Origin of the sequence: Microbacterium enclense (genome assembly GCA_038182865.1) — a bacterium.
Taxonomy (GTDB): Bacteria; Actinomycetota; Actinomycetes; order Actinomycetales; family Microbacteriaceae; genus Microbacterium; species Microbacterium enclense_B.
This window is the reverse complement of record CP116226.1, coordinates 1,124,298-1,148,848: the sequence shown is the minus strand read 5'-3', so window position 1 is coordinate 1,148,848 and position 24,551 is coordinate 1,124,298. Positions and strand designations below refer to the sequence as shown.

Here is a 24,551-nt window from a genome sequence, read left to right as displayed (position 1 = left end):
GAGGGTACGATCACGACGTGAGCACGCGCCGCGCGACCATCAGCGACGTCGCCCGAGAGGCGGGCGTCTCCGCGTCGACCGCGTCGGTGGTGTTCAGTGGGAAGACGCCCACATCGCAGGCGACGCGCGCTCGCGTCATCGCCGCCGCCGAGCGTCTCGGCTACACCGGACCCGACCCGCGCGCCGCGTCGCTTCGGCGAGGTCGCTCGGGCATCGTCGGCGTCGTGTTCGATCAGCACCTCGGCACCGCGTTCCTCGACCCCGTCACCACCCACATGATGGATGGCCTCGCCGACGGCGTCTCCCGGCTGGGCGCCGCGCTGCTGCTCCTCCGCGACGACGGGGAGACGGTGAGCGAGCCCTCGCTGCACACCGCCCCCATCGACGCCGCCGTGCTGATCGGCTGCAGCCCGCGCATGCGCGAGTCGCTCGAGATCGTCCGCGCCCGCGGCATCCCGGTCGTCGTCATCGAGGGCGACGCGGGCGAGGGCATCCCCCGGGTGCTCCTCGACAACACCGAGGCGCAGCGCGAGGCGGCTCAGCACATCGCGGATCTCGGTCATCGCGACGTGGTGATCGTGACCCTGCCGACCGATACCGCGCGGCGCCGCGGATGGGTCACGGCCGACGCCGAGGTCCGCGTCGACGTCACAGCCGACCGGCTCGCCGGCGCGCGGCAGATCTTCCCCGACGCCCCGGCGCTCGCCGCCGCGACGAGCTCGATCGACGAGGGGATGATCGCGGGGCGCACGCTCTTCTCCGATGCCGCCCGCCGCCCGACGGCCGTGGTCGCGCAGAGCGACCTGCTCGCCGCGGGGGTCATCCGCGCCGCCGAGGAGGTGGGTCTGCGGGTGCCGCAGGACGTGAGCGTCACGGGCTTCGACGGGGTAGTGGTGGACGGTCTCGCCCCGCACGTGTTGACCACGCTCGTCCAGCCTGCGACCGCGAAAGGCCGGGCCGCCGGTGAGGCGGTCGCCGCCATGCTGGAGGACGATGTGCCCTCCGGTCTCGACCTCGCGTGCACGTTCCGCGAGGGGACCACGACGGCTCCACCGCGTAGCACATGAGCTTCGCGGTGCGCGGACACTCATGCTCCGCGTAGAATAAGAGGAGACACCCCGAGAGCCGAGGCCGAGCGCCCGTCGACCCCGAGGAGGCCCCCACCTTGTTGGCACTCCTCGGCGCGTTCACTCTGGTTCCCCTCCTGCTGCCTTGGCTGGTGAACCGCATCGGTGCACGGGCCTTCTATCTCGCGGCGATCCTCCCCGCCCTGGCCTTCGCGCAGGCGATCGTGGTGGCGCCCGCTGTCTTCTCCGATGACATTCCCTTCGAGGAATACCGCTGGATCCCCGCGCTCGGCGTCTCGCTCTCGATGCGCATGGACGTGCTGGGCTGGCTGCTCACGCTCGTCGTCACGGGCGTCGGCGCTCTCGTGATGCTCTACTGCCGCTGGTACTTCCGCGGCAAGACGCAGGGCGTAGGGCAGTTCTCGGCCGTGCTCCTCGCCTTCGCGGGTGCGATGTACGGACTCGTCCTCACCGACGACATCGTCGTGCTCATCATGCTGTGGGAGGTCACGAGCGTCCTGTCGTACCTGCTCATCGGGTACTACCACGGCCGCGCGGCCAGCCGTCGTGCGGCCCTCCAGGCGCTCCTCGTGACCACGCTGGGCGGGCTCGTCATGCTGATCGGCGTCGTGCTGATCGTGGTGCAGTCGGGCACGTCGAGCCTGTCGACGATCCTCGCCGACCCGCCGACCGGCACCGTCGTCGACATCGCCGTGCTCCTGCTGCTCGTCGGAGCCCTGAGCAAGTCGGCGATCTTCCCGTTCCACTTCTGGCTCCCGGGCGCGATGGCTGCCCCGACTCCGGTCAGTGCCTACCTCCACGCCGCGGCGATGGTGAAGGCCGGTATCTACCTCATCGCCCGCCTGTCACCGGCGTTCGCCGAAACGCCGTTCTGGCGGCCGACGCTGATCACGCTCGGTGTCTTCACGATGCTGCTCGGCGGCTTCCAGGCTCTGCGCGAACGCGACCTCAAGCGCATCCTCGCCTTCGGCACGGTGAGCCAGCTCGGATTCCTCACGGTCATGCTCGGCTACGGAACCCGGGATGCCGCTCTCGCCGGCGTCGCCCTGCTGCTGAGCCACGCGCTGTTCAAGTCGTGCCTCTTCCTCGTCGTCGGCGTGATCGACCGCCAGCTGAACACCCGAGACATCGGCGAGCTCTCCGGGCTCGGCCGGCAGGCGCCCGTCATGGCGACGGCGACGTTCATCGCGGTCTTCTCGATGGCCGGAGTCATCCCCACCCTCGGCTTCGTCGCCAAAGAGACGGCGCTCACCGCGCTGCTGCACGAGGCCGAGGCCGGAGCCGGATGGGGCATCGTCGCCCTGATCGGGATCGTGCTGGGCTCCGCGTTGACGGCGGCGTACGGCATCCGGTTCCTGTGGGGGGCGTACGGGTCCAAGCGCGACGTCGAGAAGACCGAGTGGCCCGACCCGCCCCTGGGCTTCCTCGCCGCCCCGGTGCTGCTGGCCACCGCGTCTCTAGCCCTCGGCGTGCTGTCGCCGATCGTCGATCACTGGCTCGCTCCGTACGCCGACGGTCTGCCCGAGGCGACCGCGGGAGTCCCCGCCCCCGCGTACCCGTACCACCTCGCGCTCTGGCACGGCCTCGAGCCGGCGCTGTTCATCTCGCTCGGCACGCTCGCCCTCGGCGCGGGGATCTTCTGGGTCGTCCGGAAGACACAGCTCCACAAGCGGCGCCGCGTGCTGCCGTTCACCGCGAACGACGCGTACAACGTCGCGCTGCGCGGCATCGACCACACGTCGGAATGGGTGACCGCCCGGTTCCAGCGCGGCTCGCTGCCGTTCTACGTCGGCACGATCTTCGTGGTGCTCGTGGTGGCCGAAGGCACCGCCCTACTCGCGTCCAGCGAGTGGCGCGCGCAGCTGGACGCGTGGCAGTCTCCGGCGCAGCTTCTCTCGGCTCCGCTCATGATCGCCGCGGGCATCCTGGCCGTGCGAGCCCGAAAGCGCTACACCGGCGTGGCGTTGGTGTCGGTGACCGGTCTCGGCATGGTGGTGCTGTTCGCCACCAGCGGGGCGCCCGACCTCGCCCTCACCCAGGTGCTCATCGAGACCGTGACGCTCGTGGTGTTCGCTCTCGTCCTGAGGCGTCTGCCGGCCCGCATGGGGGAGCAGAACGCCTCGGTGGCGCCGATCGCCCGGGCGATCCTCGGTGCCGGCGTCGGCCTCACCATGGCCCTCGTCGCGATCGTCGCGACGGGCGCGCGCCAAGACCTCCCCGTCTCGCTCGAGTGGCCGCCCCTGGCGTACGAGATCGGGCACGGGCGCAATGTCGTCAACGTCGCCCTGGTGGACCTGCGCGGATGGGACACGATGGGCGAGCTGTCGGTGCTCGTGCTCGCAGCGACGGGCGTGGCATCCCTCGTCTTCATCACCGACCGCAGTGACAACCTCTCACGGCGTTCGGGTACGGCTCGCAGCCGCACGGGCCTCGGGCGTCGCCGCCCCCTCGTCGAGACCGAGGACGGGGTGCGGGCGCAGCGCGTCGGTGAGAGCGGCGCTCCCCGGGCGTGGCTCGTGTCGGGCGCGAAGGTGCAGCCGGAGAACCGCTCGATCCTCCTCGAGATCATCATCCGGGTGCTGTTCCACTCGATCATGATCGTGTCGCTGTACCTGCTGTTCGCCGGTCACAACCTGCCGGGCGGCGGCTTCGCCGGCGGTCTCGTCGCGGGTATGGGCCTGGTCATGCGCTACATCGCGGGCGGGCGGTGGGAACTGGGCGCCGCCGCGCCCACCGACGCCGGTCGTCTGCTGGGCGCGGGTATGGCGATCGCGGTGCTCTGCGCGCTCGTGCCGATGTTCTTCGGCTTCGCGCCCCTGCAGAGCTTCACCTTCGAAGGCGAGCTGCCGCTCATCGGGCACTGGGAGTTCGTCACCAGCACGATCTTCGACGTGGGCGTCTATCTCGTGGTCATCGGTCTCGTGCTCGACGTGCTCCGCAGCCTCGGTGCCGAGGTCGACCGTCAGTCGCAGCACCCCGAGGACGCGGAGGTGGTGGCCTCGTGAGCATCTCTCTCGTCCTCGTCATCGTCATGGCGGTCCTCTTCGCGTGCGGCGTGTACGCCATGCTCGAGCGCAGCCTGACACGCGTGCTCATCGGCTTCCTCCTGCTCGGCAACGCGGCCAATCTGCTGCTGCTCGTCGTGATGGGGGTTCCGGGCAAGGCACCGTTCTACGACGGGGGGCAGACGGACTCCGCCGAGATGTCCGACGCCCTTCCGCAAGCCCTCACCCTGACCGCCATCGTCATCACCTTCGGGATCTCCGCGTTCCTGCTCGCTTTGATCTACCGCTCCTGGCAGCTGGGTCAGGCCGATACCGTCATCGACGACGCCGACGACATCGCGCTGCGCACGCGCACCGCGGACGAGCCCGAGGACGCCATGGACGAGGAGTCCCGCTCGGACGACGACGACGTCACGACCGACTTCGTGGGCGACGTCGCGTCGCCCATCCGTGTGTTGCACCAGGGCGACCTTTCGCAGCTCGTCGACGACGCCCCCGTCGATCGCGTGGCCGTGCGCCGCGACGACGAGAACGACACCCGCGATACCCAGGACGGTGATCGCCCGTGAGCGCACTCGTGCCCCTGCTCGTCGGCATCCCGCTCATCGGCGCCGCCATCAACCTCATCTTCGGTCGCCGCAAGAAGACGCAGATCGTGGTGTCGGTGGCGTCGCTCACCGCGGTGCTCGTGCTCGGTGCGGTGCTCCTCGTCGAGGTCGACACCCACGGTCCCCTGGCCGTCGCGATCGCCGGCTGGGACATCCCCTTCGGCATCGTGCTCTACGTCGACGTGCTCGCGGCCCTCCTGGTGGTGGTCACCAGCATCGTGCTCCTCGCGGTCCTGCTGTTCTCGATCGGTCAGGGCGCGGCCGACAACGACGAGGACACGCCGGTCTCGATCTTCTACCCGGCCTACCTGATCCTGGGCGCCGGCATCTTCAACGCCTTCATCGCGGGCGACCTGTTCAACCTCTATGTCGGCTTCGAGATCCTGCTCGTCGCCTCGTATGTGCTGATCACCCTCGGAGGCACCGAGTCGCGTATCCGCACGGGCGTCGTCTACATCGTCGTGTCGCTCGTGTCGTCGATCCTCTTCCTCGCCGCGATCGCCATGGTCTACGGTGCCCTCGGCACCGTGAACATGGTGCAGATCAGCGAGCGGATGGCTCAGCTGCCGCAGGACACCCAGACGATCCTTCACCTCATGCTGCTGCTCGCGTTCGCGATCAAGGCGGCCGTGTTCCCGCTGTCGTTCTGGCTGCCCGACTCGTACCCGACGGCTCCGGCCCCCGTCACGGCGGTGTTCGCGGGCCTGCTGACGAAAGTCGGCGTCTACGCGATCATCCGTACCGAGACCCAGCTGTTCGTGGCGAACGACCTGAACTTCCTGCTGATGATGGTCGCACTGTCGACGATGATCGTCGGCATCCTCGGCGCGGTCGCGCAGGCCGAGCTCAAGCGCATCCTGTCGTTCACGCTCGTCAGCCACATCGGCTACATGATCTTCGGGCTGGCGATCAACACGCCGCTCGCGGTCGGCGCGACGATCTACTACATCGTCCACCACATCATCGTGCAGACGACCCTGTTCCTCGCCGTCGGTCTCATCGAGCGCCGCGCGGGCAGCACCTCGATCCTCAAGGTGAAGGGGCTCATGCGGGCGGCTCCCCTTCTCGCCGTGCTCTACTTCATCCCCGCCATCAACCTGGGCGGACTCCCGCCGTTCTCGGGCTTCATCGGCAAGTACGCGCTGTTCGACGCGGCAGCCCAGGTGGGCACGCCCGTGATGATGGTGCTCATCGTCGGCGGCATCGCGACCTCGATCCTCACGCTGTACGCCCTGATGCGCGCGTGGAACCTCTCGTTCTGGCGCGAGAACGACGACTCCACCGAGACGCTCGAGCGCATCGCCTACCTCGGCAATGCGCCCGCGGCGACGATCTCGACCGAGCGGCGCACCATCCCCCGGATCATGACGCTGGCGACGGTGGGGATGGTGGCCGTGACCGTGTCGCTGACCGTGTTCGCCGGCCCTCTCCTCGACATGTGTCTGCGGGCGGGCGTCACCATCACCGACGGCGTCAGCCTCGTGCAGGTGCAGGAACAGGCGGGTCAGCAATGAGCCCGTCGCGTCGATCGCAGGTGTCGCTCTTCCTGCACCAGCTGCCCTTCCTGGTGTGGCTCGTCGCCCTGTGGATGATGCTGTGGGGCCAGTTCACCTGGCTCGCCTTCCTCACGGGCCTCGCCGCCGCCGTCTTCGTCACGCGCGTCTTCCGCCTCCCGCCCGTGGAGCTGTCGGGGCGCATCAACCTCTGGTACGGCCTCGTCTTCGTCGTCACGTTCCTCGGAGCCGTGATTCGCGGGTCGCTGATCGTGGCGTGGCAGGTCCTCGACGTCCGACGCCAGCCGGGGGCGGCCATCCTCGCGGTCCCGCTCCGTGTCGACGACGACGTGATCATGGCGCACACCGCGGTCACGGCATCCCTCATCCCGGGGTCGCTCATCGTCGACGTCGACCGCGAGAACCGTACCCTCTATCTGCACACGATCGGGGTGCGAAGCGACGCGGATGCCGAGCACCAGCGCCGCGTCGTGCTCGGATGGGAGGCGCGCATCACGCGGGCCGTCGGCTCCAAGGAGGAGCTGCAGGAACTCCGCGCGAAGATCGCCGAGTCCGAGGCCGACGCCCACCACGGCACCGCATCGCCGAGAGAGGGGAGGACCCCCCTGTGACCACCGTCCTCGTGGCCGTCATCCTCGTCGTCTTCGCCGCGGCCGCCGTCCTCGCGCTCATCCGCCTGGTCATCGGTCCGTCGATCCTCGACCGTGCCGTGGCCGCCGACGTCCTGCTGACCGAGGTGGTGTGCATCCTCGGAGCCGACATGGTGATCAACCACCACACCCGGTCGCTGCCGGCGATGCTCATCATCGCCGCGGTGGGCGTGTTCGGGTCGATCGCCGTCGCCCGTTTCGTCGCGCGGAGGGAGAACCCGCGATGACCCTCGAATCGATCCTCGACACGGCCGCGCTCGTGCTGGTGCTCATCGGCGCCATCCTCTGTCTGACGGCGACCATCGGCCTCCTGCGGTGGCGCGACGTTCCCACCCGTCTGCACGCGGCGACGAAGCCCCAGGTGCTGGGCGTGCTGTTGATCGTCGTCGCCGTCGAGCTGGCGTTGCGGTCGTGGGAGGCGCTCGCCTTCGGCATCCCGATCGTCCTCATCCAGTTCGCCACCGCGCCGCTCGCCGCGCACATGGTGGGCCGGGCGGCGTACCGCAACCGCACGACCGACGAGGCGAACCTCTACGTCGACGACCTGGACCACAGCACCGAGAACCCGGGGTCCACGCACGAGGAGTCCCGGCCCGAGAGCTGAACGGGCGGCCGGGTCAGAGCGCCGCGGCGATCGCGCGGCCGACCGTGCGCCCGGTGAAGAGACACCCGCCCAGGAACGTCCCCTCCAGCGCGTTGTACCCGTGGGCGCCTCCGCCGCCGAATCCCGCCGCCTCGCCCGCGGCGTAGAGGCCCTCGATCGGGCGGCCTTCGTCGTCGAGCGCGCGGCCCTGCAGATCGGTCTGGATGCCGCCGAGCGACTTGCGCGTGACGATCCACAGCCGCACCGCGATCAGCGGACCGTGGGCGGGATCGAGCAGGGCGTGCGGTTTCGCGGTGCGGAAGATCCGGTCGCCGAGGAACCGGCGGCTGTTGCGGATCCCCATCGCCTGCACATCCTTCGAGTACGGGTTCACCAGCTCGCGATCTCGCGCCTCGATCTGCTCCCGAACGGCCGTCTCGTCGAGGAGGTCGTCACCGGTGAGATCGTTCATGCCGCGCACGAGCTGGTCGAGGGTGTCGGCCACGACGAAGTCGGCGCCCCGCGTCTTGAAGGCCTCCACCGGGCCCGGTGCCGATCGCCCGAGCCTGCTCCGCAGAAGCAGCGGGCGGTCGCGGTTCGTGATGTCGGGGTTCTGCTCCGAGCCGGAGAGGGCGAACTCCTTCTTGATGATCGTCTGATCGAGCACGAACCATGAGTAGTCGTAGTCGGCGAGGTCGGGCGTCGTCCGCAGGAGCCGCAGGGTGCCGAGGGTGTCGTACCCCGGGAGGCCGGGTGCGGGGAGCCGGCGGCCGCGCGCGTCCAGCCACAGGGACGACGGTCCGGGGAGGATGCGGATCGCGTGCCCGGGCCACACCGGGTCCCAGTTCTGCACGCCCTCCGTGTAGTGCCACATGCGGTCGCGATTCACGAGCCGCACGCCCTGGGTCGCCGCGATGTCGAGCATGCGCCCGTCGACGTGCGCCGGCACCCCCGTCACCATCTTCTTCGGCGGGGTTCCCAAACGTTCCGGCCACCACGCGCGCACGCGGTCATGATCTCCGCCGATGCCGCCGGTGGCGATCACGACCGCCTGCGCCGACAGGTCGAACGTCGATACCTCGTCGCGCGACGACGAGACACCCCGCGGGGAGTCGTCCGGGGCGAGGACGGAACCATGGATGCCGGTGACCCGGCCGTCCGTGAACGTCAGGCCGTCGACGCGGTGACGGAAGCGGAAGACGATCCGCCCGGCATCGGCGGCCGCGCGAGCCCGGTCGGCGAAGGGCTCGGAGATCCCTGTGCCTGTTCCCCACGGCACGTGGAAGCGGGGGACGGAGTTGCCATGCCCGCCCGCCGACAGGGAGCCTCGCTCGGCCCAGCCGACGACCGGGGTGAAGCGCACGCCCTGCTCCTGGAGCCAGGAGCGCTTCTCGTCGGTGGCGAACTCGACATAGGCACGGCCCCACTTCTGCGCCCACTCGTCCTCGGGGTGCTCGCCGTCGAGACGGTCCCATCCGGCCGATCCCTGCCAGTCCTGCCAGGCGAGGTCGAAGGAGTCCCTCACCCCGAGCCGGCGTTGCATGGGGGAGTCGACGAGGAAGATCCCGCCGAACGACCAGTACGCCTGGCCGCCGAGGTTCGCCGCGTTCTCTTGGTCCACGATGAGCACGCTCTTGCCCGCACGGACGAGCTCGACGCTCGCGACGAGACCGGCCAGGCCCGCTCCGATGACGATGACGTCGGCATCCATGCGCTCCCCGTTCCGCGCCTCGGCGTCGACGCGCTCTCTGGAATTCTCTCCCCTCCGGCGGACGGCGGGTCAGATGCCGGCTTCGCGCACGTCTTCCTGCGCCTGAGGAGAGGGAGTCCCCTCTTCGGGGTCGGGCGTCTCGGTGCGATGGTCGAGCTCCCGTGCTTCCCGCTCCGCGCGCCGGCCCTCGGCGAGGAACGCGAGACGGTTGAGGCACTCGTGGTTACGGGCGACGAGCAGGGGCCTCCACAGCAGGGAGGGCAGCACCGAAGCCGCACCCGACACGGGCTCCTCGACGATCGTCACCGCGATCTTGTCGCCGTGCGGGCGCACGTCGATGCGGATGACTCCTCGACCCAGGATGCCGGCTTCGGGACGCAACCGTAGCCGCCTCGGCGGATCCCACTCGACGAGCTCGGTCTGGTCGTGGATCATCACGGGCCAGACGCCGAGGGAGTGGTGGATGCGGGAGCCCTCCTTCGGCCACTCCTCGTCCACGTCGCGCATGCGCGCGGCTCCCACGACCCAGACGGGGTAGAGCCACCCGTCGGAGAGGACCGCGAAGAGATCGTCGGGCGTGCAGTGCATGAGGCGGGTGTTGCGGGCGGCCATGGCATCCCTCCGGTCGACGTGGTTCGACTCTAGGGGCGCGGTGGGCGGGGTCGGCGGCCCTTGACGGGGTGCCGCGCGGGGCGTGACGGAGGGAGGGGGGACGAGCGGAGGGCGGATGCCTCGGGGTAGTCCTGCCCTTGTCCCCGGGCCTTCGCTCGTCAGGGGGGATCGCGCGATGTGACAGAGGGAGGGCGGGGCGTGCGGAGAGAGGTAGCCGGGGGCGCCGCCCTGGCCCTCCGCTCGTGACGAGGGCCGGGGCGTGCGGCCTCAGCCGCGCGTGATGTCGGTGATCCGACCGTTCGCGAGGCGCAGGCGGCGGCGTGCCCGTCGGGCGACCGCGGAATCGTGCGTCACGACGACGAGCGTCAGGCCCTCGGCGTTCAGCGTCTCGAGGACGTCGAGGATCTCGTCGCGCATGCGCTCGTCGAGGTTGCCCGTCGGCTCGTCGGCGAGCAGCACCCGCGGCTGCTTGGCGATCGCTCGCGCGATCGCGACGCGCTGCTGTTGACCGCCCGACAGCTCACCGGGGCGGTGATCGTGGCGATCGGACAGCCCGACCCGCACGAGGGCTTCCGCGATCCGGCGCAACCGCTCCGGCCGGTCCAGTCCCAGCGGCTCCAGGCCCATGTCGACGTTCTCGGCTGCCGTCAGGGTCGGGATGAGGTTGAACCCCTGGAACACGAAGCCGATCTCCGCCGCCCGGACGCGCCCCAGCTCCGCGTTCGACGCGCGCGCGACGTCGAGGTCGCCCAGCACGACCTCACCGGCGGTGGGGCGGTCCAGCGCGCCCAGCATCTGCAGCAGGGTGGACTTGCCACCGCCGGTGGGACCCTGGATGGTGACGAAGTCGCCCGCGGCGATCTCGAGGTCGATGCCCGCGAGGGCCTGCACGGTCCGCTCGCGTTGACGATAGGTGCGGGTCACGCCCGTCAGTCGGTAGGCGGTGCGGGTGTCTGTGGGGGTGATGAGGGTCATGGTGTCTCCTTCGAAGGGATGCCGGTCACGCGACCGAGCGGAGGGCGGCGGCGGGGCTGAGGCGGGCGGCGCGCCATCCGCCGAACGCTCCGGCGAGCACACCGCCGAGCACCGCGATGCCGACCGCGGCGATGACGACGACGGGGGTGATGGGCGCACTCAGCACGATGTCGGTGGCCTGCGCGGCGGCTTGGCCGAACCCGCCCATGCCTCGGCCGCCCATGCCGGGACCGCCCTGGCCGCCGGGTCCGCCCTGCGCGGTCGAGGACGACACCGAGATCGTGGGTCCGATGACGTTGACGAGCAGGATGCCGCCGAGCCCGAGGATCAGTCCGGCGGCGCCCCCGATGAGTCCCTGGGTGAGCGACTCGCCCGCGACCTGTCGCACGATGCGCCCGTTGGACCAGCCGATGGCCTTGAGCGTGCCGAACTCGCGCGTGCGTCGTGCGACACCCGAGATCGTGAAAAGGACGGCGAGGGCGAGCGCCACGAGGAGCACGACGATCGACAGCCATGTCCCGAGGTTCGAGATCATCGCCGATGCGCTCGAGAGCGACCCCGAGACGGTCGAGGCGAGCTCGGACTGCGAGCTGACGGTGGCGTCGGGGAGCGCGGCCGAGATCTCGCCCTGCACCGCGTCGATGGCATCCGCGGAATCTGCCTGCACGTAGACGGTCGACACGACGTCTCCCGCTCCGGCGAGGGTCTGTGCGACGTCGAGCGGGAGGTACACGTTGGCGGCGGTGTCGGCGTCGGCCGACGCCGATGAGACCATCCCGATGATCTGCATCGCGGTGCCGCCGACATCGACGGTGCCGCCCACGGAGAGTCCGGCGCTCGCGGCGTAGGTGGCGTCGACCACGGCGACATCGGTTCCCGCGTCGGACGCGGCCAGAGCGCGTCCGTCCGAGACCGTGACGGAGGAGAGCGGGCCGGCGGATGCCGACGGGTCGACGCCGAGGACGCTGAACGAGTCGATGCCGAAGGCGCTTCCGCCGTCGCCGTTCGGTCCTCCCGCCGGGGGCTGGCCCATCTGCGGGGCACCGTCGCTGCCGGACTGCGCGTCGAAGTCGGGGATCTCCCCCGAGAACGACGTGTTCGTCAGAGCGAGCGCCCCGGTCGCGGCCGAGACCCCGTCGAGTCCGGCCACCGTCGCGACGGCGGAGGCGTCGAGGGTGCCGCGCATCATGTCGGTCGTGAGGCGCGACTGGTTGAGTGTGGTCGTGCCGTCGGTGGTCGCTCCGTCGTCGGCTCCGAAGTCGAAGCGCGGTCCGCCGCCGCCCTCGCCGGGCTGGGTCTGTGCGCCCGTGACGGTCAGATCGGTGCCCACGCCGTAGACCGACGACAGCGCCTGCGACTGCGCGTCGCGCACGCCCGCCGCGAGGGCGTTGACGACGATGACGAGCGCGATGGCGATCGCGAGTCCGACCGCGACGATCACGGTCTGTTTGGTGCGGCCGGCGAGTTCGCGCCGCAGGTAGGTGCCGTACATGCTTCTCCTCTCGGACGCGGGGTGCGGCCGTTCAGCCGACGGTAGAAACGGCACCCTCACCGCTCCCTCACCGTTCCTATGAAGCGTGTATGTCCCGTGACGCGGGGGTGAGGGAGAGGGCATGCTGGCTCCTATGGCATCCCGCCCCGCACCCCTCACCCGTCCCGACGGCTCGCCGGTCCGCGTCCTCGTCGTGGACGACGAGGCCAACCTCAGCGACCTCTTGCGCATGGCCCTCGAGAACGAGGGGTGGGACGCGCGCACCGCCGCGAACGGACAGGAGGCGCTGGGCGTCATCCGCGAGTTCGCGCCCGACCTGCTCGTGCTCGACATCATGATGCCCGGCGTCGACGGGATGGAGCTGCTCACCCGCATCCGGACGGCCGGCAACGACGCTCCCGTGCTGTTCCTGACGGCGAAGGACGCGGTGGAGGACCGCATCGCCGGAATCTCGGCCGGGGCCGATGACTACGTCACGAAGCCGTTCAACCTCGAGGAGGTCGTCGTGCGGCTGCGGGGAATGGCACGCCGTCACGTCGCGGCCGTGGCCGACGCCGACCCGCGCCTGCGCGTCGGCGATCTCACGCTCGATGAGGAGTCGTACGAGGTCGAGCGCGGCGGCATCCCGATCAAGCTCACCGCGAAGGAGTTCGAGCTTCTCCGCTACCTCATGCAGAACCCGCGTCGCGTGCTCAGCAAGGCGCAGATCCTCGACCAGGTATGGAGCTACGACTTCGGCGGCAACGGCAGCGTGGTCGAGATCTACATCTCGTACCTGCGAAAGAAGATCGACACGCTCGGTGAGCCGCTGCTGCACACGGTGCGCGGCGTCGGTTACACGATCAAGACGCCATGACCCGCCGTCGGTGGACCCTCCGGCGCCGACTCGTGGTCGGCACGAGCGCGCTCGTCCTGCTGGCCTTCATCGTGATGAGCATCGCCACGATCCTCGCCCTGCGTTCGTTCACGCTCGACCGACTGGACCAGCAGGTGCGCGAGGGGTTGTCCTTCGCCATCGGTCGTGACGCCTTCAGCAACCACGGGAGCGACGATCGTCCCCCGGGGAGGGATGCCGGAAGCCCGGCGCCGCGCGTCGGGACCCTCCAGGCGATCATTCGCTCGGACGGGACGGTGGCGACTTCCGGGTACACGCGCGCCGACGGAACCCAGGTGACGCTGACCGACGAGCAGGTCGCCCTGTTGCGGTCGGCCGTGCCGACCGACCGCTCGCCGACCGGGGTGGATCTCGGCGGGGACCTGGGCGCGTTCCGGGTCGCGGCGGCGGTCGACGACGGCACGACCGTCTTCGCCGGGATCTCGCAGGCCGACGTGACCGCGACGACCTCCGCGCTGACGGCGATCCTCGTCGCCGTCTCGGCCGTCACGCTCGTCGTCGCGGTGCTCGGGCTGTCGCTCCTCGTGCGTCGGAGCCTTCGCCCCCTCGACCGTGTGGCCGACGTCGCGCAGCGCGTGTCGACGCTGTCCCTCAGCGCCGGAGCCGTCGACATCCCCGATCGTGTGGGGCCCACCGACACCGATGTCGACACCGAAGTGGGACGGGTGGGCGCCTCGCTCAACGATCTGCTCGGACACGTGCAGTCCTCCCTCGCCGCGCGGCATCACAGCGAAGAGCAGCTCCGGCGTTTCATCGCGGATGCCAGCCACGAGCTCCGCACGCCGTTGGCGAGCATCCGCGGGTACGCGCAGCTCTCGCTCGGCGAGGACGCGCCGATGACGCCCACCCAGGCCCGCTCCTTCGACCGGATCGAGTCGGAGGCGCGACGCATGGCATCGCTCGTCGATGATCTGCTCCTGCTCGCACGGCTGGATGCCGGGCAGCCGCTCCGCCGCGACGAGGTCGAGCTGACGCTGCTCGCCGTCGACGCGGTGAGCGATGCCCACGCGGCGGATGCCACGCACGAATGGCGCCTCGACGTCACCGACGACCTCATCTCGGTGACCGGCGACGAGAACCGCCTGCGACAGGTCGTCGCGAATCTGCTGCGCAACGCCCAGACGCACACACCGGCGGGGACGACGGTCACGCTGTCGCTCGCACGCGAGGGGGCCGACGCCGTCCTGCGCGTGAGCGACACCGGTCCGGGAATCGACCCGGCTGTGACCGAGCGGCTGTTCGACCGCTTCGCCCGCGGTGACGACTCGCGCAACCGGGATGCCGGGAGCACGGGGCTGGGACTGTCGATCGCGGAGGCGATCACCACGGCGCACGGCGGCTCGATCTCCGTCGAGAGCGTGCCGGGGCGGACGGTGTTCGAGGTCCGGCTGCCGGGCTGAGCGGGGTGGGTTCCGGTCCCTTCGAGGGGCTCAGGGACCGGGGTCGCGAGCGACCTGGCTCGGCGCGAGGCGGGCGCGGCGCGGGTGGCTGAGCCCGGCGAAGCCCCGGGAACCGTGACACATGTCATGCCGCGTCGTGACACCGCGACCCTGGCAGAGGACGGCACCGCCCCCGAGGCTGGAACCATGACACGACGACGACTGTTGACGGCCGTGGCGATGGCGGTGGCGCCGCTCCTCACGCTCGCGGTCGGCCTGCTGGCCATGCCGCGACCCCCGGCCCTCTCCGACCGGGTGACCGGAGACGCCACGCTCGCGGCGGCCGTGCGCGACGACCTCCTGGCCGCGGGGCAGCGGCACCACGCGGTCGTCGTGTCGATCGACGGCGATCGCACACGCTTCGCCGGGTTCGGGGTGGACGAGCACGCGCCGTTCGAGATCGGGTCGGCGACCAAGACCATGACGGGCCTGCTGTTCCAGGATGCCATCGAGCGCGGTGAGGTCTCCGCCGACGATCGGCTCGAGGTCTGCCTGCCCGAGCTCGCCGGCAGCGCGATCGGTGCGGTGCGGCTCGACGATCTCGCCACCCACCTGTCCGGTGTTCCTCGCCTGCTCAGCGACCCCGCGTTCCAGGGCGATACACTCGTGCGCACTCTGCGGGGGAAGAACCCCTACGTGATCACCGCCGACGAGATGATCGCCCTCGCCCGCACCGAGCAGGTCGGCGAACGCGGGGTCTTCGAGTACTCGAACCTGGGCACGGCGCTGCTCGGGCAGGCCGTCGCCCGCTGCGCCGGTATGGACTACCCGACGCTCCTCACGACGCGCTTGTTCGAACCGCTCGGGATGACCGAGTCGACCCTGCCGCTCACCGCCGACGAGCTGCGGCCGATCGACACCCGCGGCTACAGCGCCCGCGGCGTGGTGCAGGATCAGTGGGCGATCGGGGGCCACGCACCCGCGGGCGGCGTACGCTCGACGGCCCACGACATGACCCTCTTCCTGCGGGCGCTGCTGGAGGGGACCGCGCCGGGTGCGTCCGCGATGGACCCACGGCACGAGACGTCCTCGGGCCCGATCGGGTGGTTCTGGTTCACACTCGACGTCGACGGGACCCCGATCACCTTCCACAACGGCGCCACCGGGGGTTTCACCTCGGCGATGATGCTCGACCGCACGAACGGACGCGCGGGTCTCGTGCTCGACGACACAGCGGCCAATGTCGACGCGGTCGCGTACGCCGTGCTCACGAAGGGGGCTGCGCGATGATCGCCGTCATCCTCGCTGTCCTCCTCGTCGCCGTCACCGCTCTCTTCGCCGTGCGCGCGTGGCTCGGGGGACGATTCTCCCTCCGCGACCGCCTCATGATCCTGGCCGAGACCTTCGGGGTCGTGGTCGCGTTCGCCGCGGCCTCGCTGCTCGTCGACTGGACGCAGGCCTCTCCCGCTCTGTGGGGTGCGGCGGTCGTGCTCACGGCGGCGGGCACGGTCGGTGCTGCGCGGCGATTCGCGGTGGTGCCGTGGCGGCGCACCCGCCGTCGCGGAGCGCTCCGCGCGGTGCGACTCGTGCTCGGCGGCATCCTGGGAGGGGGAGTCGTGGCGCTGGCGATCGTCGTGGCGGGGTGAGCGGCCGGCCTCTCCGTATGGGGCCGGATGACCCGACGTCAACCACCCTGACACACAGCTTGTGCATAGCGACGATGAGGGCCCCGTTATGTACCCGCTATGAGGATCGGACGATGCCCCCGCCCCCCGATGCAGAAGTCATTGTCCTCACCAGCCGCTTGGCGCCGCACCGCGACGGCGGATACGCCGTCGCGGTCGCCTCGCGTCTTCGTCTGCTCCGTTCCATCGGTGTGTCCCGCCCCCTCCTGCTCACCTTCGACGTCGGTGACCCGGACGAGCGCGCGAGGAACCATCGACAGGCGTTCCGCGACGACCCGCAGGCGGACGTCGAGATCCGGAACCTCTTCGACGAGGTCCTCGCCGATCCGTCCTGGCTGTACGCGCAGGCGAAGGACGGAGGGGCGGACCCGGACACCGCCTACCGTCCGATCCGCGACGACGAGGGGAGGGAGATCATCTCCCTGCCGGTGATCCGCGACGACCCCCGCTGGCACCTCACGCAAGCTCCCGTCGTGGTCGGTGGACAGGGCGGCCCCCGGATCATGACCGGCTTCGGGGCCCTCTACATGGCGTGGCTGACGAGGGTGGTGGCGCAGCTGCGCACGCGGGCCGCCGATGACGAGCGGTGTGTCGTCGTGATCTGCGAGTCGAAGCAGATCGGCGAGTTGATCGCCGACTGGAGGGACGAGAACGTGCGCATCGTGCACACCGTCCACAACTCGCACCTCGCCGCCCCGTGCGAGCCCTCGTCACCGCTGCGAGACGACGGATGGCGCAGATGGCTCGACCTGCTCGACCGCTTCGACGCCGTCATCTGGCCCACCGCGACACAGGAAGACGACGTGGTCGAGCGCTTCGGTGCCCACGAGGGCTCCGTCGCCATCCCCACGCCGATCGCGCCCGCCGACACCCCTCCTGTTCGCCCGCGGGGAGCCGGTGACGTTCTGATGGTGAACAGGCTCGTCGACCAGAAGCGCGTGGATGCCGCCATCACCCTGTGGCCGGACGTGGTGGCGAGCGTCCCGGATGCGCACCTCCACATCTACGGCGACGGCCCTCTCCGAGATCCCCTGCAGGACCTGATCGACGAGCGTGGATTGTCGCGGAGCGTCCACCTCCACGGATACTCCGACCGCGTCCGCGACGCGATGGCGGTCTCCTCCGTCTTCCTGTGCACCAGCCTGTTCGAAGGACAGAATCTCGCGATCGGAGAAGCGCTGGCGAGCGGGCTGCCCGTCGTCGCCTTCGACGTCTGTTACGGGCCGCGCGACTACGTCGGCGCCGGAGGCGTCCTCGTCGCCCCCGGCGACACGGAGGGACTCGCGAAGGCACTGACCGCACTTCTCACCGACGACGGGGCACGCGACGAGATGTCGGAACGCGCACGGGAACAGTCGCTGCGACTGACCCCCGAGGCGGTGGGCGAGACGTTCGCACGTCTTCTCGAAGACGTCGTGGCGCGCCCTGCACGGCGGTGAACACACGCGAGCGGGCGGGTGCCGCGGGCGGGCGGGGCGTGCCCGCACCTCCCGCCCGCGTCAGCCGATCAGGCTCGGCTGCAGGTCGCGCAGGGTGCGGTGGTGCGTCATGCGCGTCACCCCGAGGGCCGCGAGCAGCACGCCGCCGGCCATCCACGTCCCCAGGACGAGCAGATCGGGCCCGACCCGCGAGAGGTCGCCGCCGTACATGACCTGCCGCATGGCATCCACCACGTACCCCATCGGCAGCACGTGATGCAGTGCCGCGAGAGGAGCGGGCAGCGTCTGCCAGGGGAAGGTGCCGCCGGCGGTCACGAGCTGCAGCACCATCAGCACCAGGCCGAGGAACTGCCCGACCGAACCGAGCCACACGTTCAACGCCAGCACGATCGCCGCGTACGTCGCCGAGGCGAAGAGCAGGATGCCGAGGGCTGCCGCGGGGTTCGCGAACGAGAACTGCAGCGCGATCGCGAGCACGGTGAAGAGCCCGACCATCTGCAGCGCACCGAGCCCGGCGGGCGTGAGCCAGCCCGCGAGGGTCACGCGCACGGGGGAGCGGAGCGCCGTGATCGCGCGCTTGGACACGGGCTTGACGATGAGGAACAGTGCGTAGATGCCGATCCAGCCGGCCAGGGCGGCGAAGAACGGGGCGAGACCCGCGCCGTAGTTCTGCGCCTTGGTCACCGAGCTCGTGCCCACGCTCACCGGGTCGGAGATGGCCGCGGCCTGCGCCTGACGCGTCGCGTCGTCGGAATCCGGGATCTGGTTCACGCCCGAGGCCAGACCGTCGCGCAACTGAGTGGCGCCGGTCGAGAGCTGGCCGATGCCCCCGTCGAGCCGGCTCGCGCCGTCACGGAGCTGGGCCGAGCCGTCGCGGATCTGAGCGGCTCCGGATGCCGCGGTCCCCGCGCCGTCGGCCAGGGCCGAGGCCCCGTCGGCAGCCGTGGCCGCACCCGAGGCGACCGAGGCGCTGCCGTCGGCGACCTGCCGCGCACCGTCGTCGAGCTGGTTGATCTGATCGACCGTGTCCTGCACGCGTCCGTTCGCGGCGGTGAGGCGCTCGGCGACCGGATCCAGACGCGAGAGGATCTCATCGATCTTCGCCTGGCTGAGTCCGGCGTCGGCGAGGGCCTTGGCGATGTCGGTGCGGGCCTCGGGCAGGCGTGCGGCGGCGTCTCCGGTGATCGACCCCACCTCGCGGGCGACCTCGTCGATGCGATCGACCCCACCCGCCACCTGGCGGGCGCCATCGGCCACGCGTGCGGAACCGTCGCGGAGCTGCGCCGTGCCGTCGCGGAGCTGGTCGGCCCCGGCGGAGAGTTGCGCGGTCCCGTCGGCGAGCTGCGACGACCCGTCGGCCAGGGTCGCCGAGCCACTGGCCAGTTGCGACGACCCGTCCTTCGCGGTCGCGAGACCGTCGACGAGTTGGGTCGCTCCGTTCGTGGCATCCACGAGGCTCACGCGGATCGTGTGAAGGGCATCGAGCAGACTGAGCCCCGCTTCGTCGACCACCTTCTTCGCCACGGATGCCTGGATCCGCGCGACCGCCTGCGTGCCGATGGTCGACGCGAGGTAGTTGTTGGCATCGTTCGTGCGCAGTTCGATGTCGGCCTGGCGGGGGCTGTCGCTCGAGAGCGAGGCCACGGCCTCGGTGAAGTCGGCGGGGAGGGTCACGATGAAGTCGAAGTCGCCCGCTGAGAGGCCGGCGTCGGCCGCGTCGGAGGAGACGCGGTGCCACTCGAAGGTGTCGCTGTCCAGCAGCTGCTCCGCCGCCTCGTCGCCGAGATTGCGCTGCTCGCCGTTGACCTGCGCGCCCTGATCGTCGACGACGAGCGCGACCGGGACGTTCGAGAGGTTGCCGTACGGATCCTGGTTCGCCCAGAGGTACAGCCCGCCGTACAGGATCGGCACCGCGAGCAGGGCCACGAGGGCGATCACCGACATCCGGGTCGAGGTGAGACGCCGGAGCTCGGCGGCGATCATCTGCGGGATCTTCATCGCGCCTCCTCCTCGGTCGGTGCGGTCGGCGTGGGGGCTGTGCTCGGGCCGATGGCGGTGTCGGCGTCGACGCGATCGATGACCTCGATCGCCGTCTGCGAGGCTTGGCCGGCGATGACGAGCACGGCGTACCCGCGCTCCGCGAACTCGCGGGCGATGCGCCACCACGCGGCCGGTTCGCCGCCGTGACGGTCGGGCGCGACGAGGACCAGACCCTCGACGTCTTTGCGCAGCGCGGCGAGCTCGAGCAGCAGTCGGACCCGCGCTGCGGGATCGACGTTGCCGATCGGCAGGCCGGCGAGCGTCTCGAGACCGATGCTCTCCAGCCACCGTGCGGCGGCGAAGGGTGTGGGTGCGCGGCCCGCGAACATCAGCTCCTCGGCGACGACGCCGGTGACGGTGATGTTGGGCTCCGGCTCCGACACGATGGGGGCGTCGACCAGGGCGACGCGGCGGCGGAGAGCCCTGGCATCCCGTCGCCCGTCGATCGTGACCTCGCCGCTGTCGATCTTCATGCGCCCGGACGCGACGAGTCCGAGGACGGTGGGTCGCTGCTCGGTCTCGGCGAGGGCCAGGGTGGCGTGCCCGGTCTCGAACGAGGTGGACGTCGGGGGAAGAGCGCGCTCGGCGCGGCCCTTCGCGACCTCGGACAGGACGATTCTCACTGCGCCTCCAGCTCGGGGTGCTCCGCGACGACAGCCTGAGCCTCGGTCCAGGAGAGACCGGCGATTCCGAGGACGGCGCGGACGGCGATGGCTCGGGCCGACGTCGACTCCGCGTCGACGCGGCTGACGACGGTGCGGCCCGTCTCTTCGAGCAGGCGCGAGAGCGTCGGGGCGGGGAGGTCGGTGCGCAGCTCGCCCGCTTCCTGCCCACGGCGCACGATCGCATCGATCCGACGCCGGAGCGGTGCCAGCGCGGCCGACGTCTCGGGCAGGTGCGCGTCGTCGAGGGCGAGGGCTGCTGCGGCCTGCACGTGGGCGGCTTCGGCCCAGAGCTCCGATGCCAGGCGGGCGAGCGCGACGCGCGAGTCGGCGTCGTCGACGCGGTCGGCGATGGCGTTGAAACGGAGAGCCCCGGCGGCGATGACCTCGCGGACGATCGCGTTGCGGTCGTCGAAGTGACCGTAGAGCGCGCGGCGCGAGAGACCGGCGCGGCGGGCGATCGCGTCGATCGAGGCGCGCGGGTCGTGACCGATGACCGCGGTGGCGGCATCGACGATGCCGGCGCGGTTCTCGACGGCATCACGGCGGGTGGGAGTACTCACGAGGGATCAGTGTACGCCGAAAGTGCACGGTCATGTGCAAGTTATTTCCCGGTGGCCACGCGGATTCCTCACGGCTGCGTCGGCTCGCGCGCTCCTGGTCGTGCGGATCGCGCGAGAACAGGGGATCGTTCGGCCACAGTTCGTCGCCTCGGCATCCCGCCCTGTCCTCGCGGGATCTCCTGTTCTCGGACGGTCCGGCGCGCTCGCGCGCCCCCGCGGCCCGCGCCCCCATCGGAGTCGAACGACGACGGAGCCGGTGGTCCGAGGACCACCGGCTCCGTCGAGGTCGTGTCGTCAGTCGGTGCCGGAGTCGAACGCGGCGCCCTCGCCCGCCTCGTCGGTGGCTTCTGCGAGGCGCTCGCCGTCGGCCGAGAGGGGCGCCGCGGGCTCGATGATCTCGCGGGCACCGCCCTTCGCCACGTCGCCGACGAGCTCGCCGGTCGGGCCGCCGAGCAGGCCGAGCGCGGCGTACTGCTCGAGACGGGCGCGCGAGTCGGCGATGTCGAGGTTGCGCATCGTGAGCTGGCCGATGCGGTCGACGGGACCGAAGGCGGCGTCGCCGACGCGCTCCATCGAGAGCTTCTCGGGCGAATACGACATCCCGGATGCCACGGTGTCGAGGATCGTGTAGTCCTCGCCGCGGCGCAGGCGCACGGTGACCGAGCCCGTGATGGTCGACCCGACCCACTTCTGGATCGACTCGCGCAGCATGAGCGACTGCGGCTCGAGCCAGCGGCCCTCGTACATCAGGCGACCGAGGCGGCGACCCTGCTCGTGGTAGGTCGCGAGGGTGTCTTCGTTCAGGATGCTGTTGACCAGGCGCTCGTAGGTGAGGAAGAGCAGGGCCATGCCGGGGGCCTCGTAGATGCCGCGCGACTTGGCCTCGATGATGCGGTTCTCGATCTGGTCGCTCATGCCGAGCCCGTGGCGGCCGCCGATGGTGTTGGCCTCGCGGACGAGCGCGACGGGGTCGTCGAAGCGCGTGCCGTTGATCGCGACGGGGCGACCCGCTTCGAAGGTGACGGTGACGTCTTCGGTCTCGATCTCGACCTCGGGGTCCCAGAACCGCACGCCCATGATGGGCTCGACGATCTCGAGTGAGACGTCGAGGTGCTCGAGCGTCTTGGCCTCGTGCGTGGCGCCCCAGATGTTGGCATCCGTCGAGTACGCCTTCTCGACGCTGTCACGGTAGGGGAAGTCGTGGGCGACGAGCCACTCGCTCATCTCTTTGCGTCCGCCGAGCTCGGTGACGAAGTCGGCGTCGAGCCACGGCTTGTAGATGCGCAGCGCGGGGTTGGCGAGCAGGCCGTAGCGGTAGAACCGCTCGATGTCGTTGCCCTTGTAGGTGGAGCCGTCGCCCCAGATGTCGACGCCGTCTTCTTTCATCGCGCGCACGAGCAGCGTGCCGGTGACGGCGCGGCCGAGCGGGGTGGTGTTGAAGTACGTGCGGCCGCCCGAGCGGATGTGGAAGGCGCCGCACGCCAGTGCAACGAAGCCCTCTTCGACGAGAGCGGTCTTGCAGTCGACCAGCCGCGAGACCTCCGCGCCGTACTGCGTGGCGCGGCCGGGGATCGAGGCGATGTCGTCTTCGTCGTACTGCCCGAGGTCGCCGGTGTAAGTGCAGGGGATGGCGCCCTTGTCGCGCATCCACGCGACGGCCACCGACGTGTCGAGACCACCCGAGAACGCGATGCCGACGCGCTCGCCGACGGGAAGGGACTGCAAGACCTTGGACATTCCTCGATTCTATCGGGGAGGGATGCCGCGCCCCGACCCGTGTGGAGGGCTTCCGCCCCGCCCGAGGGCTGGGCAGGAGGAGTGTCAGCCGACGGTCACCGCGGTGATCTCGACCGGGGTGGCGGGCGCACCGTCCGCGCCCCCGCCCTCGACGCCGGCCTGGCCGATCTTCTCGACCACGGCGAGGCCCTCGGGCGACAGCGTCCCGAAGACGGTGTAGCTCGGGGGCAGTGTCGAGTCGGCGTAGACGAGGAAGAACTGCGAGCCGTTCGTGCCGGGGCGGCCGGTGTTGGCCATCGCGACCGTCCCGGCGGGGTAGGTCTCGCTGCCGTCGAGTTCGTCGGCGAACGTGTAGCCGGGCCCGCCGCGACCCGACCCCGTGGGGTCGCCGCATTGCAACACGTAGATGTTCTGCGTCGTGAGGCGGTGACAGGTCGTGTCGGTGAAGTACTGCTGCTGGGCGAGCGAGACGAAGCTCTCGACGGTGCACGGGGTGCGCGCGCCCGTGAGCGTCATCGGGATCGCGCCGGCCGAGGTCTCGAGCGTCACGGCCACGTCGCCGGTGGGGCGCTCGGTGTCGGCGGTCGGGGGCGTCACGTCGGCGGCGGGCTGCCCCGAGGCGGGGTAGGCGCACGCGGCGGACGCGCTGTCGACGCCGCTGGAGATCGGGGCGTCGGATTCCGGGGTGGCCCCGGCGCACCCGGCGAGCAGGAGGAGAGCGGAGGCGGCCAGAGCCGCGGACATCAGTCGCGTACGCACTCCCCCAGGGTAGGCGTTCACCTCCCGGTGCACCCCGTCGTCACGTCGCCCGCAGCCGCACCAGCTCGAGTGCAGCCTTCTCGAACCAGCTCCCGGCAGCGGGGCCGCCGTTGCAGACTCCGTCACTCTCGCCGGGGCGCTTGATCCACAGCAGCGCGTCGAGTCCGCCCTTTCCGCTGACCGCGCGCGGTGTGGTGCCCAGACCGGTGCCCGCGGGGTTGCACCACTCGCCCGTCCAGCCTCGGCCGTTGCGCGAGGTGTCGATGACGTACCGGGCTTTCCCGCCCACCAGCGAACGCACCCGTTCGGCGTACTTCTGTTCCGCGGCGGTCGGGGAGAAGTTCGAGACGTTCGTGGCGAAGCCGCGCGCCTCGGACACGCCCGCGGCGCGCAGGCGTTCCGCCATGACCTCGGCGGGGACCCATCCCGAGTTCCCCGCGTCGATGTACGACGCGACCCCGGCGGCGGCGAGGTCGCGCACCGCCGCACGGATGAGCCCCGCGCGGTCGCCCTGACCGTCGCATTCCCCCAGCATGGCCAGCGCGTCGGGCTCGATGATCGCGACCGAGCGCGTCCCTCGCAGGGTCTGGGCGATCCGCTGCGTCCACTGCCGGTACGTGGTCGCATCGTAGCCGCCGCCGGAGTGGAGGCCGCAGTCGCGGGCGGGAATGCCGTAGAGCACGAACACCGCGGTCTTCTTCTGCCGGGCCGCGGCCTTCGTCTCGGCGACGAGGACCCGCGTCAGTGCGTCCGTGTCGTACCACTCGCCCAGCCAGGTGGCCGTGGGCTGCGAGGCGATCACGCCGATCTGCGTCGCCACGCTCGTGCGTCCGGCCGCGGCCGCGGCCTTCTGCGCTTCCGCGGCCGCGGAGTATGTGGGCAGGGCGGGTCCGGCCGCCAGGGGATTCGCGGTGGCCGTCGATCGAACCGCCTCGGCGCGGGACGCCGACGCGTGGGCGGTGGCGGGGGCGGCGAAGACGAGGGGCGCCGTGAGGGCGGCGAAAGCCGTGGCGGCGAGCCACCTTCTCCAGGCGCTTTCGGCGGGCGGGGCGACCGTCATGGAATCTTCTGTCGTCGGGAAGGAGTACCCGAGACCGACTCGCCCGGGCGAGCCTCATTATCACCGTGTCCTCGCCGGGGATCCGCCGGGACGA

At 70.8% G+C, this 24,551-nt stretch carries 22 protein-coding genes; 12 read left to right on the top strand and 10 right to left on the bottom strand.

The genetic code is table 11. The annotated features are described in order from the left end of the window. Window positions 1-17 precede the first annotated feature (17 nt). From PIR02_05355 to mnhG, 7 genes are all read left to right on the top strand, one after another. A complete protein-coding gene (locus tag PIR02_05355; GenBank protein WZH38096.1) occupies window positions 18-1,067 on the top strand; it encodes a LacI family DNA-binding transcriptional regulator in 1,050 nt (349 codons plus the stop codon). Between the two features lie 98 nt (window positions 1,068-1,165). Beyond that, entirely contained in the window at window positions 1,166-4,093 is a 2,928-nt protein-coding gene (locus PIR02_05350; protein WZH38095.1) for a Na+/H+ antiporter subunit A, read from the top strand. Continuing rightward, a complete protein-coding gene (locus tag PIR02_05345; protein ID WZH38094.1) occupies window positions 4,090-4,662 on the top strand; it encodes a Na(+)/H(+) antiporter subunit C in 573 nt (190 codons plus the stop codon). Before PIR02_05350 ends, PIR02_05345 begins: the two co-directional genes overlap by 4 nt. Continuing rightward, complete coding sequence (locus PIR02_05340) at window positions 4,659-6,215, top strand: Na+/H+ antiporter subunit D (GenBank protein WZH38093.1); 1,557 nt, start codon at window positions 4,659-4,661, stop codon at window positions 6,213-6,215. Before PIR02_05345 ends, PIR02_05340 begins: the two co-directional genes overlap by 4 nt. Further along, window positions 6,212-6,826 (top strand): Na+/H+ antiporter subunit E, encoded by a 615-nt coding sequence (locus PIR02_05335; protein WZH38092.1) that lies wholly within the window; start codon window positions 6,212-6,214, stop codon window positions 6,824-6,826. Before PIR02_05340 ends, PIR02_05335 begins: the two co-directional genes overlap by 4 nt. Continuing rightward, a complete protein-coding gene (locus PIR02_05330; GenBank protein ID WZH38091.1) occupies window positions 6,823-7,092 on the top strand; it encodes a monovalent cation/H+ antiporter complex subunit F in 270 nt (89 codons plus the stop codon). Before PIR02_05335 ends, PIR02_05330 begins: the two co-directional genes overlap by 4 nt. Further along, complete coding sequence (gene mnhG / locus PIR02_05325; GenBank protein WZH38090.1) at window positions 7,089-7,469, top strand: monovalent cation/H(+) antiporter subunit G; 381 nt, start codon at window positions 7,089-7,091, stop codon at window positions 7,467-7,469. The genes PIR02_05330 and mnhG overlap by 4 nt, the downstream gene beginning before the upstream one ends. 13 nt (window positions 7,470-7,482) lie before the next feature. On the opposite strand, the gene PIR02_05320 is transcribed toward mnhG, so the two are convergent. The 4 genes from PIR02_05320 to PIR02_05305 form a co-directional block, all read right to left on the bottom strand. Continuing rightward, complete coding sequence (locus PIR02_05320) at window positions 7,483-9,159, bottom strand: FAD-binding dehydrogenase (protein ID WZH38089.1); 1,677 nt, start codon at window positions 9,157-9,159, stop codon at window positions 7,483-7,485. Between the two features lie 69 nt (window positions 9,160-9,228). Beyond that, window positions 9,229-9,771, bottom strand: coding sequence for an SRPBCC family protein (locus PIR02_05315; protein WZH38088.1), 543 nt, complete (start codon window positions 9,769-9,771; stop codon window positions 9,229-9,231). 267 nt (window positions 9,772-10,038) lie between these two features. Beyond that, entirely contained in the window at window positions 10,039-10,746 is a 708-nt protein-coding gene (locus tag PIR02_05310) for an ABC transporter ATP-binding protein (protein WZH38087.1), read from the bottom strand. 25 nt (window positions 10,747-10,771) lie between these two features. Then, window positions 10,772-12,238 (bottom strand): ABC transporter permease, encoded by a 1,467-nt coding sequence (locus tag PIR02_05305; GenBank protein ID WZH38086.1) that lies wholly within the window; start codon window positions 12,236-12,238, stop codon window positions 10,772-10,774. Between the two features lie 121 nt (window positions 12,239-12,359). Between PIR02_05305 and PIR02_05300 the strand changes: the two genes are divergently transcribed. The 5 genes from PIR02_05300 (at window position 12,360) to PIR02_05280 (ending at window position 17,636) form a co-directional block, all read left to right on the top strand. Next, window positions 12,360-13,094: a response regulator transcription factor gene (locus tag PIR02_05300; GenBank protein WZH38085.1), complete on the top strand. Its 735-nt coding sequence runs from the start codon at window positions 12,360-12,362 to the stop codon at window positions 13,092-13,094. After that, complete coding sequence (locus tag PIR02_05295) at window positions 13,091-14,533, top strand: HAMP domain-containing sensor histidine kinase (GenBank protein ID WZH38084.1); 1,443 nt, start codon at window positions 13,091-13,093, stop codon at window positions 14,531-14,533. Before PIR02_05300 ends, PIR02_05295 begins: the two co-directional genes overlap by 4 nt. Before the next feature lie 186 nt (window positions 14,534-14,719). Further along, entirely contained in the window at window positions 14,720-15,802 is a 1,083-nt protein-coding gene (locus tag PIR02_05290) for a serine hydrolase (protein ID WZH38083.1), read from the top strand. Beyond that, window positions 15,799-16,158, top strand: a complete 360-nt coding sequence (locus tag PIR02_05285; GenBank protein ID WZH38082.1) for a hypothetical protein — start codon at window positions 15,799-15,801, stop codon at window positions 16,156-16,158. Before PIR02_05290 ends, PIR02_05285 begins: the two co-directional genes overlap by 4 nt. A 113-nt stretch (window positions 16,159-16,271) precedes the next feature. Next, the gene (locus PIR02_05280) at window positions 16,272-17,636 is read left to right on the top strand and encodes a glycosyltransferase (protein WZH38081.1); all 1,365 of its coding nucleotides are present in this window, start codon (window positions 16,272-16,274) and stop codon (window positions 17,634-17,636) included. A 60-nt stretch (window positions 17,637-17,696) separates the two neighbouring features. On the opposite strand, the gene PIR02_05275 is transcribed toward PIR02_05280, so the two are convergent. The 6 genes from PIR02_05275 to PIR02_05250 form a co-directional block, all read right to left on the bottom strand. Then, entirely contained in the window at window positions 17,697-19,634 is a 1,938-nt protein-coding gene (locus tag PIR02_05275) for a YhgE/Pip domain-containing protein (protein WZH38080.1), read from the bottom strand. After that, window positions 19,631-20,299 (bottom strand): hypothetical protein, encoded by a 669-nt coding sequence (locus PIR02_05270; protein WZH38079.1) that lies wholly within the window; start codon window positions 20,297-20,299, stop codon window positions 19,631-19,633. Before PIR02_05270 ends, PIR02_05275 begins: the two co-directional genes overlap by 4 nt. Next, window positions 20,296-20,901 (bottom strand): helix-turn-helix domain containing protein, encoded by a 606-nt coding sequence (locus PIR02_05265; GenBank protein ID WZH38078.1) that lies wholly within the window; start codon window positions 20,899-20,901, stop codon window positions 20,296-20,298. Before PIR02_05265 ends, PIR02_05270 begins: the two co-directional genes overlap by 4 nt. 294 nt (window positions 20,902-21,195) lie before the next feature. Continuing rightward, window positions 21,196-22,638, bottom strand: coding sequence for an argininosuccinate synthase (argG, locus tag PIR02_05260; GenBank protein WZH38077.1), 1,443 nt, complete (start codon window positions 22,636-22,638; stop codon window positions 21,196-21,198). An 84-nt stretch (window positions 22,639-22,722) separates the two neighbouring features. Continuing rightward, complete coding sequence (locus PIR02_05255) at window positions 22,723-23,397, bottom strand: peptidylprolyl isomerase (protein WZH38076.1); 675 nt, start codon at window positions 23,395-23,397, stop codon at window positions 22,723-22,725. Window positions 23,398-23,437: 40 nt separating this feature from the next. Next, on the bottom strand, window positions 23,438-24,457 hold the full coding sequence (locus PIR02_05250; GenBank protein ID WZH38075.1) for a glycoside hydrolase family 6 protein: 1,020 nt from the start codon (window positions 24,455-24,457) through the stop codon (window positions 23,438-23,440). Between the last annotated feature and the right edge of the window lie 94 nt (window positions 24,458-24,551).

What these genes read in the sequence shown, in the direction of transcription:
- PIR02_05310 (WZH38087.1), bottom strand. Translation starts at nt 10,746, where the DNA reads ATGACCCTCATCACCCCCACAGACACCCGCACCGCCTACCGACTGACG.
- PIR02_05315 (WZH38088.1), bottom strand. Translation starts at nt 9,771, where the DNA reads ATGGCCGCCCGCAACACCCGCCTCATGCACTGCACGCCCGACGATCTC.
- PIR02_05335 (WZH38092.1), top strand. Translation starts at nt 6,212, where the DNA reads ATGAGCCCGTCGCGTCGATCGCAGGTGTCGCTCTTCCTGCACCAGCTG.
- PIR02_05285 (WZH38082.1), top strand. Translation starts at nt 15,799, where the DNA reads ATGATCGCCGTCATCCTCGCTGTCCTCCTCGTCGCCGTCACCGCTCTC.
- PIR02_05250 (WZH38075.1), bottom strand. Translation starts at nt 24,457, where the DNA reads ATGACGGTCGCCCCGCCCGCCGAAAGCGCCTGGAGAAGGTGGCTCGCC.
- PIR02_05290 (WZH38083.1), top strand. Translation starts at nt 14,720, where the DNA reads ATGACACGACGACGACTGTTGACGGCCGTGGCGATGGCGGTGGCGCCG.
- PIR02_05275 (WZH38080.1), bottom strand. Translation starts at nt 19,634, where the DNA reads ATGAAGATCCCGCAGATGATCGCCGCCGAGCTCCGGCGTCTCACCTCG.
- PIR02_05305 (WZH38086.1), bottom strand. Translation starts at nt 12,238, where the DNA reads ATGTACGGCACCTACCTGCGGCGCGAACTCGCCGGCCGCACCAAACAG.
- mnhG (WZH38090.1), top strand. Translation starts at nt 7,089, where the DNA reads ATGACCCTCGAATCGATCCTCGACACGGCCGCGCTCGTGCTGGTGCTC.
- argG (WZH38077.1), bottom strand. Translation starts at nt 22,638, where the DNA reads ATGTCCAAGGTCTTGCAGTCCCTTCCCGTCGGCGAGCGCGTCGGCATC.
- PIR02_05300 (WZH38085.1), top strand. Translation starts at nt 12,360, where the DNA reads ATGCTGGCTCCTATGGCATCCCGCCCCGCACCCCTCACCCGTCCCGAC.
- PIR02_05280 (WZH38081.1), top strand. Translation starts at nt 16,272, where the DNA reads ATGCCCCCGCCCCCCGATGCAGAAGTCATTGTCCTCACCAGCCGCTTG.
- PIR02_05295 (WZH38084.1), top strand. Translation starts at nt 13,091, where the DNA reads ATGACCCGCCGTCGGTGGACCCTCCGGCGCCGACTCGTGGTCGGCACG.
- PIR02_05320 (WZH38089.1), bottom strand. Translation starts at nt 9,159, where the DNA reads ATGGATGCCGACGTCATCGTCATCGGAGCGGGCCTGGCCGGTCTCGTC.